General features: G+C 53.8%; 14 protein-coding genes. 1 reads left to right on the forward strand and 13 read right to left on the reverse strand.

Annotated features, from left to right (window positions below):
- The 11 genes from AC6F7T_RS04880 to AC6F7T_RS04930 all read right to left on the reverse strand — a co-directional run.
- A partial coding sequence (locus tag AC6F7T_RS04880) for a cytochrome c3 family protein (protein WP_500716876.1) occupies positions 1-762 on the reverse strand: 762 nt, incomplete at its 3' end.
- 16 nt (positions 763-778) lie between these two features.
- On the reverse strand, positions 779-2,032 hold the full coding sequence (locus AC6F7T_RS04885; protein ID WP_500716877.1) for a hypothetical protein: 1,254 nt from the start codon (positions 2,030-2,032) through the stop codon (positions 779-781).
- A gap of 590 nt (positions 2,033-2,622) precedes the next feature.
- Positions 2,623-3,975 carry a group II intron reverse transcriptase/maturase gene (gene ltrA, locus AC6F7T_RS04890; RefSeq protein WP_500716878.1) on the reverse strand — a complete coding sequence of 451 codons (1,353 nt, stop codon included), beginning with the start codon at positions 3,973-3,975 and terminating at the stop codon, positions 2,623-2,625.
- A gap of 544 nt (positions 3,976-4,519) precedes the next feature.
- Entirely contained in the window at positions 4,520-5,809 is a 1,290-nt protein-coding gene (locus AC6F7T_RS04895) for an MFS transporter (RefSeq protein ID WP_500716879.1), read from the reverse strand.
- Positions 5,810-5,880: 71 nt separating this feature from the next.
- Positions 5,881-6,786, reverse strand: coding sequence for an AEC family transporter (locus AC6F7T_RS04900; RefSeq protein WP_500716880.1), 906 nt, complete (start codon positions 6,784-6,786; stop codon positions 5,881-5,883).
- Between the two features lie 323 nt (positions 6,787-7,109).
- Complete coding sequence (locus AC6F7T_RS04905) at positions 7,110-7,811, reverse strand: ATP-binding cassette domain-containing protein (RefSeq protein WP_500716881.1); 702 nt, start codon at positions 7,809-7,811, stop codon at positions 7,110-7,112.
- Positions 7,805-8,560, reverse strand: coding sequence for an ATP-binding cassette domain-containing protein (locus AC6F7T_RS04910; RefSeq protein WP_500716882.1), 756 nt, complete (start codon positions 8,558-8,560; stop codon positions 7,805-7,807). Before AC6F7T_RS04910 ends, AC6F7T_RS04905 begins: the two co-directional genes overlap by 7 nt.
- Complete coding sequence (locus AC6F7T_RS04915; protein WP_500716883.1) at positions 8,553-9,545, reverse strand: ABC transporter permease subunit; 993 nt, start codon at positions 9,543-9,545, stop codon at positions 8,553-8,555. Before AC6F7T_RS04915 ends, AC6F7T_RS04910 begins: the two co-directional genes overlap by 8 nt.
- 36 nt (positions 9,546-9,581) lie before the next feature.
- Positions 9,582-10,496, reverse strand: coding sequence for an ABC transporter permease subunit (locus tag AC6F7T_RS04920; RefSeq protein WP_500716884.1), 915 nt, complete (start codon positions 10,494-10,496; stop codon positions 9,582-9,584).
- A 26-nt stretch (positions 10,497-10,522) separates the two neighbouring features.
- Positions 10,523-11,695: an ABC transporter substrate-binding protein gene (locus AC6F7T_RS04925; RefSeq protein WP_500716885.1), complete on the reverse strand. Its 1,173-nt coding sequence runs from the start codon at positions 11,693-11,695 to the stop codon at positions 10,523-10,525.
- Between the two features lie 491 nt (positions 11,696-12,186).
- A complete protein-coding gene (locus AC6F7T_RS04930; protein ID WP_500716886.1) occupies positions 12,187-12,309 on the reverse strand; it encodes a hypothetical protein in 123 nt (40 codons plus the stop codon).
- A gap of 64 nt (positions 12,310-12,373) precedes the next feature.
- On the opposite strand from AC6F7T_RS04930, the gene AC6F7T_RS04935 reads away from it, so the two are divergent.
- Positions 12,374-14,068, forward strand: a complete 1,695-nt coding sequence (locus AC6F7T_RS04935; protein WP_500716887.1) for an L-lactate permease — start codon at positions 12,374-12,376, stop codon at positions 14,066-14,068.
- A gap of 36 nt (positions 14,069-14,104) precedes the next feature.
- Here AC6F7T_RS04935 and AC6F7T_RS04940 read toward each other — a convergent pair whose 3' ends face one another.
- Complete coding sequence (locus tag AC6F7T_RS04940; protein ID WP_500716888.1) at positions 14,105-14,971, reverse strand: hypothetical protein; 867 nt, start codon at positions 14,969-14,971, stop codon at positions 14,105-14,107.
- A gap of 100 nt (positions 14,972-15,071) precedes the next feature.
- On the reverse strand, positions 15,072-15,626 hold the full coding sequence (locus tag AC6F7T_RS04945) for a hemerythrin domain-containing protein (RefSeq protein WP_500716889.1): 555 nt from the start codon (positions 15,624-15,626) through the stop codon (positions 15,072-15,074).
- Between the last annotated feature and the right edge of the window lie 81 nt (positions 15,627-15,707).

Consider the following 15,707-nt stretch of genomic DNA (forward strand, 5'->3'; position numbering starts at 1 on the left):
ATTGCTTGGGTGCGGGCTGATCATGAGGCCTGACTTTGCGCTGTGGCACTGCATACAGACATCACCCTGGGGATGGCAGGATTGGCAGGTCGCGAGATTTTTGCGTGCTTCACGGGCGTGGTTGCCTGACCATTGATGGCTGGGCAGTACGCTGCCGGTATGGCAGGTCTGGCATTGTGACTCATTGAATTGCTCATGGGTAATGTTGTTGCCGACCGAAATATCACTGAAGCCGCGACGATGGGAATCAAAGGTCAGATCAGTGCGATTAAAAGCGCTGTGGCAGTCGGTACAGAAGCTGGGCTCGTGACAGCTGGCGCAGGTCTGCTGATTACCACGGGCCGCCAACGGGTGCGTGATGTGAAAATCACTGGAGTGGCTGTTCATCATGTGATTGCTGAACGAGCCCTGCTCATCAGCAAAACCGGACACGTGGCACTCCATGCAGTAGCTTTGGGAATGACAGCTGGCACAGTCCAACGACTGACCCTTGGCCATGCTGCCATGGTTCCGTGCCCACATGGGGCCATGGGTATTGATTGCGCCCAGGTCGGTCATCGCCGGGTAGGACTCATCATGGCACATCAGACAGATTTCAGCTTCGGGGATGATACTGGTCGCCCCGTCAACGTGACAGGTACTGCAATCCATGCCGGCGGCATACTCTTCCAAGTGCGCCTGGTGGTCAAAGCGCATCTGTGCCCAGGCGACAGAACTGCCGACCAGGAGAAATGCGAGTATTAACAAAAATTTACGGTACATATATGAACTCCTTACCTTAGAAGGTGACATTCAGACGAATACGGCCACGGTTGTAGTAATCCCACAGATCACTTTCGATCCGCTCGACCTTGGCCTGGACATTCATGGTGCGGGAGAAGTACCAGGTCGCGTCTACCCAGTAGCGGCTGCTGGTGGTTTCGTCGCGGCTACTCTCCTCATTGAAATAATTGACGGTGCGTTCAAGGACATCAACATCGACACCAACCCCGGCTTGCAGTTGCTGGATAAAGCGACCAGCGAGATACAACTTGAAACCTTTGAGATCCTGACCACCCCGGTCATCCCGGAAAACGCCGGTGAGATACCCTGAATAGATGTCGGTCCGGCGTTTTTCAACCCCAGCCTCATAGACATTGGCGTTGGAAAATTTCGGATACATTTCATAGGTTAAGCGTCCGAAGCTGCGCCAGCCGTTACCGATGTTGTAGTTCACTTCACCCATGATCTCTTCGTACTCATCAACAGCGAAAACCGAGTAGATGGAGGTGGAGGAAAAGACCGGCAGGGAGTAGAGATACTCAAGACGCCCCGACCATTGGGGAGAAGCGTAGAGATTAACGCCGGCAAGGAAGTAGCTGACGCGGTCGGAAAGATAGTCGTATTGGGTTTCCGAATAGAGAAACAGCAGGTTGTTGTAGTCGTATTCGATGTCGAAGCCGATCAGTTCCATGGCGAGACGACCACCATCGACCTTGGCCACATAAGAAATGCCCAGGTCGAGGTTTTTCACAAAACGGTCGCTGACGGTAAACTCGGCACCCAGGACCAGATCCTTAGCGCTGTAGCCTTCGTAATAGGTGACATCGCCACCACCGAAGACGGTGAGCGTGTAGTTATCCATCAGACGGTAATCAAGGCGCAGGCCGTCCATGACTGAAGCACCGGCTGTCGTCGAAATAAACTGGCGACCCAGGCGGAAATCAAGAGCGTTGGTCAGAAAACCCTTTTTTTCCAGGTAGGCCAGATACAGGCGACTGTCAGCATAATTACTGTTGCTGTCGAGTTCATCAGCCAGATCATAACCGAGGCGACCGTAGGTGTAGATGTTGTAGCCATCGGCCCCGACATCCTTGACATTCAACTGCAGATACTGGAACGCCGGAACCGCGGTATCTTCATTTGCGGTATCGAACCATTCCACCACCGTGCTGGAGCGACCCGAGACCGATGCCGCTTCGACATGAACTGCAGGCAACAGAGCCAGTGCAGCGCATGCCAGACTACAGGTAAGACCCTGCCAGAATTTCATGTGACCTCCTTTTGTGCGGGTGTGATAACTGCGTGCCGATGGATTGGTTGCTGATACAAATTAGGCTTGATGGACTGTGGCAGTGGATCATGCAACCAACCATCGAACATTAGAAATGAATGCTCATTGCATTTTGATCTTAGTCATATCACCAAATTTTCGCCTCCATGTCAAAGGCTAAATGTATACAGAACTGCCTGAAAATATATGGTTTTTATGATATAGAAGGTGACTTTTTCAGTTGGTTATTGGCGGTTTTTGAGCCGAGATTTTTTCCTAAAAAGGCTGTAACAATCTGATATCCCCCAGGAAAATGGCACCTAAAAAGTGTGGGAAAGAAGGGTGAACAACTGTGCAAATGCGTAAACAAGGCACCAATTTTTGCGAGAATGGAATGGTATTTTTATTTAGAATTATTCGTTTAATCGGGGTAGAGTAGAGAGCAGGTCTCAGCAGCCTTAGGTTCGGCTTATCCATTTCCGTCCCTTTCGTCTGACGGTGCCTAAATAGCCTTGCCGTAGCAGCCCCGACCAGCCCTCCCTCATCAAACCGTGCTTGCGGTTTTCCCGCACACGGCTTTCCGATGTTCTTCACTGTAAGGCATGCGCCCTTGTCCAACCCGCTGATGTCGGCACTTTGTACAGGCCATATTTCACGTACAATGACCTGTTGGGAAATCTGACGTAGCCTGCTTTCCTGTCTCTGACCTTGTGCCGCTTGCGCAGATGAATGATCAGCCGCTGCTCCAAGTGGTTCCGTATCCGGCCCAGCGTCTGACTGCAATTGCGGTAATGAAAGTAACCAACCCAACCTCTGACCATGGCATTGACTTCGTTCACAACCCATTCAAGCGGCATGATCGACCGTTCTCGTTTCGTGAGGATGGTAATCCGGTCTTTGACCTTTTGCTCGGCTTTCTTCGATGGCTGGACATGGGGATAATAGTTCCCCGTCTTTCTGCTTTTCCCCATCCAGATCGAGAATCCAAGAAAGTCGAACGTTTCCTCAAAGGCATCAACGGTTTTGGTCTTTGCCTCGTTCAGGGTAAGTTCTAACCGGTTCAGTATCTGCCGCAGCACCTCCATCGCTTGTCCGGATTGATCTTTCCGGCAAAGAATGACAATGTCGTCAGCGTATCTGACAATGCGAGCACCCAGTCGCTGTTGTAACTTATTCCGCTCCCAGATCCTGTCCAGTAGATGCAGGTAGAGATTGGATAACAGCGGTGAGATAATCCCGCCTTGCGGTGTACCTTTGCGGTTACCCTTGCCGCCGCCGATATTCCGCTTCGTTCCGTCCCTGTCCATTTCCATGATCGGAGCCTTGAGCCACAGCTGGATCAGGTGCAGGATCGCACCGTCACAGATGCGCTCGGCGACCACGGCCATGAGGTTGGCATGGGGAATGGTGTCGAAGTATTTGGAGAGATCGGCGTCGATGATTTCGGTATAGCCGATGTGCATGGCATGAGCGACATCGTCGACTGCGTCGTGGGCTGACTTTTTCGGACGGAATCCGTAGGAGGTTTCACAGAAATCCGCTTCGAAGATCGGCTCAATGACCAGTTTTGCAGCCATTTGAGCCACCCGGTCCCGGATGGCCGGAATCCCCAAGGGGCGCTGACTGCCGTCGCTCTTGGGAATCATGACCCGCTTGACGGGATCGGGTTTATACGTCTTGTTTCTCAGTGCGTCTTCCAGCTCCGCGATGAATGCGGTGACCCCTTCCTGTTCCTCGATGGCCTTGAAGGTGACGCCGTCAATGCCGGCGCTTCCTTTGTTGGCGCGGACAAGAGCATAGGCGTGACTAAGGATGTCAGCCCGATAGACCTTGTCATACAAGGCGTGGAAGCGACAGGCCGGTTCTTGCTTGGCCTTACGGTAGAGCTTCCTCTGTAGCGTTCTGATTGTTTCCGGGGTTGTTAGCATGGTGGCAATCCCCATCTCCTCCGCTCTTTGGTTGCATGAACAAAGCAGGGTCCCTTCCCTCAGATCGGGTTATGTTGTCCCGAATCCTCAAACGGTACTATGGACCCCTCCGACTCCCGCTACGGCCAGGCGCGATTTCGTTTCCTTATACACGCCGGTTGATGCTCCTTAGGCAGCACCGTAACGGGTCTCCAGCACTGGGTTGAATATCTTCCGCAACATGCCATCCTTGCTACCCCGGAAGATTACACAGACCGTTTCCGTTGTCAGAGTCTGTGACGGCGGCCTTCCCCGTATGTCCATCGGGTCGGCATCTCCAAATGGTTTTACGAGGCTACGTATAGGTTCACTTGCGTTACGGCCTGCTGCTTTGCCAATTGAGAACTTACGACCCTCTGTTACCAGAACGCCGCTCCCTTGAGCTACCGGGGTGAATCGGATAATTCCCCGGACGGGACTTTAACCCGCTAGATATTCAACTGTTACTGCGAACGGACATAATACCGATTATTGCATAATCGGTATTATGTCCCCCGATTAAATGTCCCCGATTACCCAGCTATAACTTTTCCGTCGACATCTGGCACCTGGTTTCGGCTACGGGTAACAGCGCCCAGACAGATAAAAAAACACAGCCAAACAGCCACGCAAATGCAAAAAAATAGGCCTCAGCACTGTAACTTGGCGTCCCACCCAAAAGAGCACCATCCCAGTAGCGATCAAGGACAAAGCCCAGCAACGGCTGTAATAATGCCGCAAAGCCCAAAATCGACATATTGACGACCCCCCCCACAGTGCCGGCAACGGCAGGATGATTAACTTCACGCGCAAAAGCGAATCCGATAATCAACCCCCCTGAAGCAAAACCGATTGCCGCAAAGAGCGGATAGAGCAGTGGCTGGGGAATGTCAACAAAAAGGAAGATTGCCCAGAGCAGGGCAGCGCCGACATTTGCCATCAGGTACGGAACTTTGCGGCGCTTGATGCGATCTGAGATGGCTCCCAGCGTCGGACCACCGATGGCCCATGCCAGTAGCATGGTGGAAGTCAGTCCGGCGGCCTGAGAGCGCTCCATGCCGTACACCTGGGTCAAATAGGGAACGCCCCACAGACCGGCAAAAACCAATAACGGCGCGGAAGAGAGACCACCGGCAAAAAACAGCAGCCAGGTATCCCGTTTTTTTACAACAGCCTTCAATGCCTCTGCAGCTGTCAGTTTTTTTTCTTCATAGGTCGTGGCGTATGCAAAAGACGTGTATCCGTATTCTTTGGGATCATCGCGCACCACGAGCCAGATCAGGACGGCACCGCCAAGTGTCACCAATCCGCTGGCAAACATGGAGGAACGCCAGCCAAACAGGGCAATCGATTCAGATAGCGGAATCCCCGCCAGGATGCCTCCCAGATTACCCAGCAGCAGGGCAACGCCGGTGATGGTGGCAAAACGATTGGTGGGAAACCAGTGCCCGGCCAGTTTCATACAGGCGACAAAGGCAACGGCAACCGATGCGCCAATCATGAAACGTCCCAGATAAGCCAGCCACAGGTAAGGCGACAGGGCAAATGCGAATATGCCGACAGAAGCGATCAAGGCAGCGTAAGTGCTCAGGCGACGGGGACCGATGGCATCAGCCAGCATTCCGCTGGGAATCTGCATGGCGGCATAGGCATAAAAATAAGCGGCAGACAGATTGCCCAGAACCGCCGCACCGATCTGAAAATCGGCCATCAGTTCATCGACCATGACGGCTGGAGCGACCCGCTGAAAAAAACCGACGAGATAAAGATTGGCAACCAATCCCCACATGAGCCAACCCAACAGCGGTGATGCATAACGTTCAGATGTCACAAAAACTCCTCCTCCTCGGGGGAATCAGGGGACGTAATAGGTATTATGTCCCCCGAGGACCCCGAGCACATTTACAAAACAACCATCCACAGAGTCAAGGTGGCAACACTGATCAATGTAGATACAATGACCACCGAGGTAACAAATTCCGGCACTACGTCGTGCTCTTTGGCGATGATGGCGACCAGAATGGCCGCCGGCATCGCGGCCTGAAGAATGCCGGCGGTTTGCTCCATTGCTCCGAAAGAAAATCCGCGCGCCACCAGGACCGCGATGATGGGTACCAGGAGCAACCGCAGCCCCGATCCGAGCAGGACATCGGCATTAAACCGGATCTTTTTTTGTTCAAGCATCTGCAGGCCAAGGGTGAACAACATGACCGGAATCATCGCCTCGGCCAAAAGACCTACCATCCGTTGCACCATTAACGGCATCTGCAGATCTGTTGAGGAAACCAGCACGGCAGGAATCATGGCCAGCAAGGCCGGGGTCTTGACCACCTGCCACACCGCCCCGCGCTTTCCACCTTGCGCCCAGCCCGCAGCGCCGACACAGATGACAAAAGCACTGATGGTAATAGCGACATAAAAGATGGTGGCGGCAGCGATTGCTTCATCACCCAGACGAAAGCGAATCAGCGCCAGGCCATAGTTGCCGACATTGCCAAAAGAGGCGATCATGACAAAAGCGGCAATCATCTCCCGTGAGCGTTTGCCTGCCACCCCCAGAACAATAGCGATGGCTACACCGATCAGGTGGACCAGCACAATATAGCCGATCATCGATACAGCGCTGGAAAATTCTATGTGAGCCGTGCTGATCGAATGAAAGATAAAGGCCGGAACAAAGACATAGTAGGCCGCTCTGGTCAGGGTACGCGCTTCCAGTTGCAAGCGACCCCCAACCAGAGCACCAAGAATCACAATGCCGAAAACCGGCAAAGTAACATTCGCAAAAACAAAAAATAGATCCGTCATCAGCGTATCTCTTGCCGGCGGCAGGCTAACTGAGGCACTTACAAACCCGGATCCGATGGCACGGACTGATCAGAGGTGCAGGGTAAAAAAGTTTTGTAACTCTTCAGCACTATCCTTGCGCAGGGCCTTTGGATCCTGTGGCAAGGGTGTTTGTCGCCATGGACGGCGACAACTAGCGCTGATGGATGACCCAACGGGAAACAATCGCGTCTCTTGACTTAGGATACCCGATCCGGTGCTGAACAGTTACCAGAAACTTTTACTTGCCTGAAAGTACCGTATTTATCTTTCAGCCTGACAAAGGCTATCCATCAACCCCGCTATCAGACTCCGAGATAACGAGCTTTCAGATTTTCGTTGGCGACGATATCGGCTGTTTTTCCTGACCAGACGACCTGCCCTTTCTCCATCATGTAGTGTCGGTCGGCGAGCTTCATCAGGGCATCCAGATTTTTATCGATCAACAGGATAGCCTGCCCGCGTTGTTTCAGAACGCTTAACCCATACCAGATTTCCTTACGCACCAATGGCGCCAGGCCCTCGGTCGCTTCATCCAGGATCATCAGTTTGGGATTGGTCATCAGGGCGCGGATAACGGCAAGCATCTGTTGCTCACCGCCGGAAAGCTGATCGCCGTAATGATTGAGGCGTTCGGCCAGGCGCGGGAAGATCTTCAGAACCTCCGCGAGGGTGTAGGGTTCTGGGCGACCGCCGCGATTAGCCGCGGCAACCAGAATGTTTTCACGCACCGTCAGATTGGGGAAGATCTGGCGCCCCTCGGGTACCAGACCGATGCCGAGGCGGGCAATGGCATAACTGGGCAACTGGTGAATATCAATGTCGTTAAAGCTCATACGACCGCTACTGACCGGAGTCATCCCCATAATCGATTTAACGGTGGTGCTTTTCCCCATTCCGTTGCGCCCAAGCAGGGTGACCACCTCACCATCGCCGATCTCAAGGCTGACGCCGAACAGTGCCTGACTGCTGCCGTAAAAGGTTTCGATTCCTTCGACCCTCAGCATGGCTCTTCTTCTCCCAGGTAGGCTTCGCGCACAGCGCTACTGGTGCGAATCTCATCGACCGTCCCGGTGGCGACAATTTCACCGTAAACGAGCACGGTAATCCGGTCAGCGAGACTGAAAATCGCCTCGACATCATGTTCCACCAGGACAATCGTCATCTGTTGCTTCAATCTGCGAATCAGCTTGCTCACCTCGACGCTGCCGCCGGGTCCCATTCCCGCCATCGGTTCGTCGAGAAACAGGATTCGCGGATTACAGGCCAACGCCATACCCACTTCCAGCTGTTTTCTCTCCCCGTGAGACAGGCTGCCGGCCCGCACCCGGGCACGCTGTTCAAGACCGACCCGTTCCAGCGCCGGTTCCAGCTCGCGGCGTAAAAGAGGATCGCTAACCGCTTTTTTCCAGAACCTGAAACTGTGGCCACTGTGGGCCTGTATCGCCAGGAGCAGGTTTTCCTCGACACTAAGTTGGGAAAAAACCGAAGTGATCTGATAAGAACGGGCCAAACCCAAATGGGCACGGTGATAGAGCGGAATCCGGGTGATATCACGGTTGTCAAGAAAGATCTGACCGGCATCCGGCTTTAGATCTCCGGACAGCAGGTTAAGCAGGGTGGTTTTGCCTGCGCCGTTTGGGCCGATCAGGGCGTGAGTTTCGCCCGCACGGATCTCCAGCGACAGGTTGTGGCAGGCTTTGACCGCACCGAAATGTTTCTGCAGGCCGACAAGTTTCAGCACGGGGTCAGACATTGTTCCGCTCCCGGCCTGCCAACATGCCGTAAATACCCTGGCGGGCGAAGAGTACAACCAGGATTAACGCGGGACCCAGATAAAGCATCCAGTGTTCGGTGTAGATCGACAACACTTCTTCCAGAATCAGGAAGGTCGCAGCTCCGAGAATGGGTCCGAACAAGGTGCCACTGCCACCCAGCAGAACCATGACCAGAATCACCCCGGAGTGCGTCCAGTGCATTAATCCCGGACTGACATATTCGGTGTGATTGGCGATCAGAGCCCCCGCCAGACCAGCGGCTGCCCCGGCAATAACAAAGCAGGCCAATTTATAGCGAAAGGTTGGAAAGCCAAGGGCCTGCATCCGTTTTTCATTATCCCGGCTGCCTCGGATCACCATACCGAAACGGGATGAAACCAGGCGATAAGCGATCAGCACAAAGGCTCCGAGCAAGGCGAGGCAGAGGTAGTAAAAATGCGTGTCATTGCTCAGGTCGAAACCCGGAAGGCGATTGCGCTCAAACAGGCTGAGGCCGTCATCGCCACCGTAGGCTTCCAGAGAAACGAAAAAAAAGAACAGCATCTGGGCAAAGGCCAGGGTGATCATGATGAAGTGCATGCCGCTGGTGCGCAGACTCAAGACGCCGATCATCGCCGCCAGCAGCGCCGAAATCAGAATAGCCAATGGCCAGAGCAGCAGCACAGCGTCGGTGCCGGGAAGGATAAAAGGCCAGGAAAAAAGGGGTGTTCCGTCAAAACTGTGATGGGAAAAAACCGCAACCACATAAGCACCAATACCGAAAAATGCAGCATGACCGAGACTGACCATGCCGCCATAACCGAGCATCAGGTCGAGGCTGACAGCGACCAGAGCATAGATCAGGATACGGCTGGCCAGAGAGATCAGGTACTCTTCGCCGAGCAGTTGCAGCAGTGGAGGGAGCAGCAACAGCAGGATGATGGTGAAGATCAAAAGCAGCCATTTGCGCGAAGGTCTGAACATGGTGAATCTTTCGTTGTGTTGCACCGGGGCAATTAATCAGCTGTGCGTCGGCAACAAGCCGCGCGGGCGCCAGATCAGAATCAGCGCCATGAGGAGATAAATCAACATGGAAGCAATAGAAGCGGCAGCACCATCCGCCGTTGCGCTGGAAAACAGAAAGCGAAAAAGCAACGGCAGAAAGGCCCGTCCGAGGGTATCAACCATACCGACCAGCAGGGCCCCGACAAAAGCTCCGCGCACCGAGCCGATACCACCGATGACAATGACGACAAAGGTGAGAATAAGAATGCTTTCCCCCATACCCGCTTCGACCGCCAGGATCGGGCCGGCCATCACCCCGGCCAGTCCGGCCAGCAACGTACCCAGGCCGAACACCAGGGTGTAGAGACGCTTGATGTTGATCCCCAAGGCAGCCGCCATCTCACGGTTGCCGGCCCCGGCGCGAATCTGCATGCCGACACGGGTGTAGGCGAACAACAGATAGAGAAACAGTGCTACCAGCAGCCCGACCCCGATCACGGCAAGCCGGTAACTCGGGTACGGGATGCCGGGGATCAGTTCGACACTGCCCGACAACCAGACCGGGACATCCATAAACAGCGGCTGACGCCCCCAGATAATCCGGGTCAGTTCGTTGAAAAACATGATCAAGCCGAACGTTGCCAGCACCTGATCGACATGCTCCTTCTGGTACAGTCGGCGCAAGATGCTCATTTCGACCAGCATACCGATCAGCGCAGTGACCGGCAGGGCGACCGCCAGCCCCAGCAGAAAAGAACCCGTAGAGGCGGTAACCGTCGCCGCGACATAGGCGCCGATCATGTAAAAGGAACCATGGGCCAGGTTGATGACCTGCATGATGCCGAAGATCAGGGTCAAACCGGCGGAGAGCAAAAACAGGGTGACGCCTAGCTGCAGACCGTTGAGCAATTGTTCAAAAACTAAAAGCATATATTCGCCAGAAGCAGATGATTCCTTCAGTCACCCATTGTGCATTCGCCGACATAGGCATTGCTGTGTTCAGTGAACACAGCTTTGAGGGTCTTGTTGGTAAAATTCCCGGCGTCATCCTGTACCACTTCGCGAATATAGAGGTTTTGAATCGGGTGCTGGTTGGTAGAGAATTTGAAATCCCCGCGCACCGATTCAAAGTCAGCCGCCCGTAATGCCGTGCGTAGCGGCGTCAATTGCTCGACATCACCGTTGACGCTTTTCAGGGCGCTGGCAATCAGGCGCGCGGCATCATAGCCCTGGCCGGCATAGAGTGTCGGGGTGCGCCCGTACGTTTCACGGAACGCGGCAACAAACTGACGATTGGCGGGGTTGTCGAGGTCATGGCTCCATTGGGAGCCGTTTTTTACCCCCAGGGCTGCCGAACCGACGGCTTGCAACAACCGCTCATCAAAAGAAAAGGCCGGGCCAAAGGCCGGAATTGTTCGGTTAAGACCTGACTGGTCATACTGCTTGAGGAAATTGATCCCCATGCCGCCCGGCAGGAAAAAAAACAGGGCATCCGGATTGCCGGCGCGCAGCGTCGCAATTTCTGCCGCATAATCAGACTGATCAAGCTTGGTGTAGACCTCGCCGGCAATTTGCCCCTGATAGTAGCGCTTAAAACCGGCAATGTGATCTTTGCCGGCAGGATAATTGGGAGCCAGAAGATAAACATTGTTAAAACCGGCTTCGTTGACATATTGACCGACCACCTCATCGAGATTGTCGTTCTGATAAGCAACGTTGAAATAATTGGGATCACACCCCTTGCCGGCCAGCAGTGATGGCCCGGCATTGGGGCTGATATAGATGACGTCACTGCTGACGACCCTGGGTACCACGGCAATCGCCACGTTGGAGAAGATGATTCCGGTCATGATCTTGACCTTGTCGCGCCGCATAAAGCGATCGGCGATCTGTCTGGCTCGACCCGGATCAGCGCCATCATCTTCAACCATGAGCTCAACCGGAATGCCACCCAGTTTTCCACCCTCCTGGGCAATGGCGAGCCTGAAACCGTCACGCACTTCTTCCCCGAGGTATCCGGCTTTGGTGGAAAGCGTGGTCACCATGCCGATTTTAACCGGATCAAGGGACCAGGCGCTAGCCGGCATAATGATGGCGATACAGAGCAACGCAGAAAAAATCTTTTTCATGTTTATCTCCCTGGCAAAGAAATTTACCGCAATCCGGTAAAATGTTTTCAAGTTCAGCTGTTGTCCTTCGCGCAGGGCCTTTGGATCCTGTGACAAGGGTGTTTGTCGCCATGGACGGCGACAACAAGCGGTCTGCTCCAGCTGAGCGCTTCGAAAAAAAACCATCATTGACCATGCAACATATCAGGACAACAACTTTTTCGATAAATCCGAAAAAAACAGCACAAGATGACACAAAAAAGCAATTTTTTCGATGGAAAGTCCATTTTTTAAAAAATCGGGTCTGACTATTTTTGCGGCTGATCCGCGGCAACCGTGCCGACCTGACAACCTGCCAACCTGCTGCACTTGGTGTCCCTTCGCCAATATTTTTTCATAAATTGGCCTTACCACTTTACCATCGCTACCTTTTCGTTTATATTTCCTGCGCTTTGGTATTTTTGCTGCTCATGTTTTCGCCGTCACAAGATAGTTATTTAAGTGCATTGTAATTATTCAGCTGCTGTCCTTCGCGCAGGGCCTTTGGATCCTGTGGCAAGGGTTTTGGTCGCCATGGACGGCGACAAAAAGCGGTCATGAATGACCCAACGGAAAACAATCGCGTCCCTTGACATAGGATTCAAAGGCCCGGTGCTGAACAGATACAGTGCATTAAACTTTTTTGCAAAAGGATATTTTATGTCATCAGCGATCCAGGCCCTACTCGCAGCCACGCCAATTATTATCGCAGCCGTACTGCTTGTTGGACTTCATTGGCCGGCGCGGCGGGCGATGCCCGTTGTTTATCTCACTGCGGCAGGCATCGCCCTGTTGTTCTGGGAGATGAGCTTCATTCGTGTTCTCGCTTCAACGATTCAAGGGATGATTGTCACCGCGGCCGTGCTCTGGATTATTTTCGGTGCGATCATGCTGCTCAATACCCTGCAGAATTCCGGTGCCATTTCAACAATACGGGCGGGGTTCACTGATATCAGTCCGGATCGACGCGTCCAGGCGATTATTCTGGCATGGCTTTTCGGTTGTTTTATCGAAGGAGCCTCCGGCTTCGGTACCCCGGCGGCCATCGCGGCACCATTGCTGGTTGCCATCGGTTTTCCCGCGCTGGGTGCCATCATGATTGGCATGATGATTCAATCGACGCCGGTCTCTTTCGGCGCTGTTGGAACCCCCATTATCATTGGTGTGACCAACGGCCTGGATCATATCGCCATCAGCAGTCAACTGGCAGAAAAAGGTTCGAGCTGGGAGATATTTCTGCAGGTTATCACCTCGGAAGTGGCTATCGGCCATGCTCTCGTCGGTACCCTGATGCCGTTGATGATGGTCATGATGCTTACCCGGTTTTTCGGCAAGAACAGAAGCTGGAAAGAGGGGTTGGCAATGACGCCCTTCGCTCTTTTTGCCGGTCTGGCCTTTACTGTCCCCTATGCCCTTACCGGCATTTTTCTCGGCCCGGAGTTTCCATCTATCGTCGGCGCCCTGGTCGGCATAGCCATCGTCATACCAGCAGTTAAGAAAGGTTTTCTGATACCAAAAAGGGTTTGGGACTTTGCTCCGCAAAATGAGTGGCCGAATTTCTGGTTTGGCACCATCACACCGCAAAAACCCAGTACCGATGAGCGAAAAATTTCCCTCCCCATGGCCTGGACCCCCTATCTGCTGGTTGCCGTGATTCTGGTCGCCAGCCGGGTGGTTGCTGACCTTAAAGCCGTGTTACTGAGCTTTTCCATCGGCTGGCGTCATATTCTCGGCGAAACGGATATCAGCGCCGGCATAGAGCCGCTCTATCTTCCCGGTGGAATTTTACTGTTCGTCTGCGTACTGACTCTGTTCCTCCACAGGATGAAATTCTCCCAGCTTACCGCTGCTGCCGGAGCGGCCGGAAAAACACTGCTCGGTGCCGGATTTGTCCTGATTTTCACCATCCCGATGGTCCGTATTCTGATCAATTCAGGGGTTAACGGTGCTGATCTGGCCTCCATGCCTGTTGCTATGGCCGGCTTTGTCGCCGAAACCTTTGGCTCCATCTACCCGTTTTTTGCCCCGATCATTGGTGGTCTTGGTGCCTTCATTGCCGGGTCCAACACGGTCAGCAACATGATGCTCAGTCAGTTCCAGTTCGAAGTGGCAACCGCCCTCAGCGTGTCAGGGGCGACGATGGTTTCCCTCCAGGCTATCGGCGCAGCCGCAGGAAATATGATCGCTATTCATAATGTGGTTGCTGCCTCGGCAACGGTCGGCCTGCTCGGGCAGGAAGGAAAAACGCTGCGCCTGACTATTATTCCAACAGTCTACTACCTGGTAGCGGCTGGAATTCTGGGGCTTGTCGCTGTCTATGTACTCGGTCTGTCAGACCCGCTGATGGGGCTGTAGCAAGGGGCGATTCGCCCCCGATTCCCCGATTGCCGGTTACTTGGCGTGGCAACTCAGGCACAGACCGGAGGGATCGCTGCCGCTGTTGGCAGCCAGGCCCTGGCCGGCACGGTTGAGGGCGGTACCGATGGCGGTCACGCCGGGGGAGTCATGTACATCGTGGCAGGAGTGGCACTGAACCATGCCCTGTTCGAGAACCATATCAACAGTCGGAGCGCCTCTCATCGTCACCAAATTGCCGAACGTCCGGCCTTCAGGTGCATGGAGGCCACCGTTCATGCCAACCTTGGGGTTTTGCGGGAAGAAACCTTCAGCATAGGCCACCGAAATCGGGTGGTTGCCCATCAGGAAATTGTCATCGGCGACTGAACGACCGGGTCCGATTTCAAAAGCGCTGGCATAATCCTGAATCCATACTCTATCAGCTTCAGCTACTCCGTCATTGCCAAAACCACCGGTACCCTGTTGGTCGTCGAAGGCGTTGATGGCGACGGTGCCGTCGTGGCAGGACAGACACAACTTGGATTTGCCGGCAACATTAGCGCCGATTTCACCGCGCAATGAATCACTTCTGTACATGCCATAGACGTCAGTGTTGCTGAGCGAGTGGTTCCACAGCAGGCCGGCATCTTCACCGTCCCATGAATACCAGGCGCTACCACCCTGGTCGTGAGGAACGTGGCAGACGCGGCAGGCTTCACCATCGTAGTTCTGGCCGCTATCCCAGTAGGTGCCAGCGACGCCAGTACTATTCCACTCGTTGACAGTACCGCTGGAACTTGCGTCTTCGGTGAAATCGTGGGCGCTGCCGATGATACCTAGACCCCTGGCGCGGGCATCAGCTTCACTGTACAGGGCACCAATCAAAACCACCGCAAGGCATACTACGAGATAATTTATCATGGATTCCTCCTTGTGATACGCAAGGTCCATGTTAATTTTACTTCAATATCAACCACTCACAAGCAAAAATCGTACTTGAAGATAAAAACCCTGATTGCGTTTACGCAGCTGTCTGGCGCTCATACTCCTCAACCAAACGCTGGTATTTTTCTTCCAATCCCGGGGTTTGTGCTTGTGCCTTTTCATAGGCTTCAACCATACGCGCACGGACCTCTTCCGGCAGAATCCGCTCGGCCAGAGGGTAAAGAACATTGTCCTCCTTGTCGATATGCTCGCGCAGCAGGGCGATATAACCGGCAGCGTTTTCAGCAATGATCGGGATCTGCCCGGGTTCACCCGCCAGAGCCTTTTCTGCCGCTTCCGCCATAGCGCGGACAAAGGCGCGCCCCTGGTCGTGTTCGATATGCATCGCTTCAATCGGTGACTGTTTTTCCGGCATGCCGTTGCTGATCAGCTCAACAAACAGCACATCTTCTTCCTTGGCGTGATGAAAGCGGTCGGCGTAATGACGGATAAAATCGACCGCGTCGAGAAAAAACTGCCAGTTGCGGAAGCGCCCCTGCTCCATCAGATCAACATTTTTTTCCAGTAACGCAATCATCCGCAAAATCAGCTGATGTTCCTTGACCATGACCGCAGTAATATCTGTTTTCATCGGCTAACCCTTTCTCCGGCAACGCCGATAATGGCAATTTCAAGCGGGATATCCTTGCCTGATGCCTTGACCGCCTGCTCA

The sequence above is a fragment of the Pelovirga sp. genome (assembly GCF_059864205.1).

Coding starts and splice junctions, on each gene's coding strand:
- AC6F7T_RS04945 (WP_500716889.1), bottom strand. CDS start 15,626: ATGAAAACAGATATTACTGCGGTCATGGTCAAGGAACATCAGCTGATT.
- AC6F7T_RS04930 (WP_500716886.1), bottom strand. CDS start 12,309: ATGTCAAGGGACGCGATTGTTTTCCGTTGGGTCATTCATGACCGCTTT.
- AC6F7T_RS04900 (WP_500716880.1), bottom strand. CDS start 6,786: ATGACGGATCTATTTTTTGTTTTTGCGAATGTTACTTTGCCGGTTTTC.
- ltrA (WP_500716878.1), bottom strand. CDS start 3,975: ATGGGGATTGCCACCATGCTAACAACCCCGGAAACAATCAGAACGCTA.
- AC6F7T_RS04940 (WP_500716888.1), bottom strand. CDS start 14,971: ATGATAAATTATCTCGTAGTATGCCTTGCGGTGGTTTTGATTGGTGCC.
- AC6F7T_RS04910 (WP_500716882.1), bottom strand. CDS start 8,560: ATGTCTGACCCCGTGCTGAAACTTGTCGGCCTGCAGAAACATTTCGGT.
- AC6F7T_RS04905 (WP_500716881.1), bottom strand. CDS start 7,811: ATGCTGAGGGTCGAAGGAATCGAAACCTTTTACGGCAGCAGTCAGGCA.
- AC6F7T_RS04920 (WP_500716884.1), bottom strand. CDS start 10,496: ATGCTTTTAGTTTTTGAACAATTGCTCAACGGTCTGCAGCTAGGCGTC.
- AC6F7T_RS04935 (WP_500716887.1), top strand. CDS start 12,374: ATGTCATCAGCGATCCAGGCCCTACTCGCAGCCACGCCAATTATTATC.
- AC6F7T_RS04915 (WP_500716883.1), bottom strand. CDS start 9,545: ATGTTCAGACCTTCGCGCAAATGGCTGCTTTTGATCTTCACCATCATC.
- AC6F7T_RS04885 (WP_500716877.1), bottom strand. CDS start 2,032: ATGAAATTCTGGCAGGGTCTTACCTGTAGTCTGGCATGCGCTGCACTG.
- AC6F7T_RS04925 (WP_500716885.1), bottom strand. CDS start 11,695: ATGAAAAAGATTTTTTCTGCGTTGCTCTGTATCGCCATCATTATGCCG.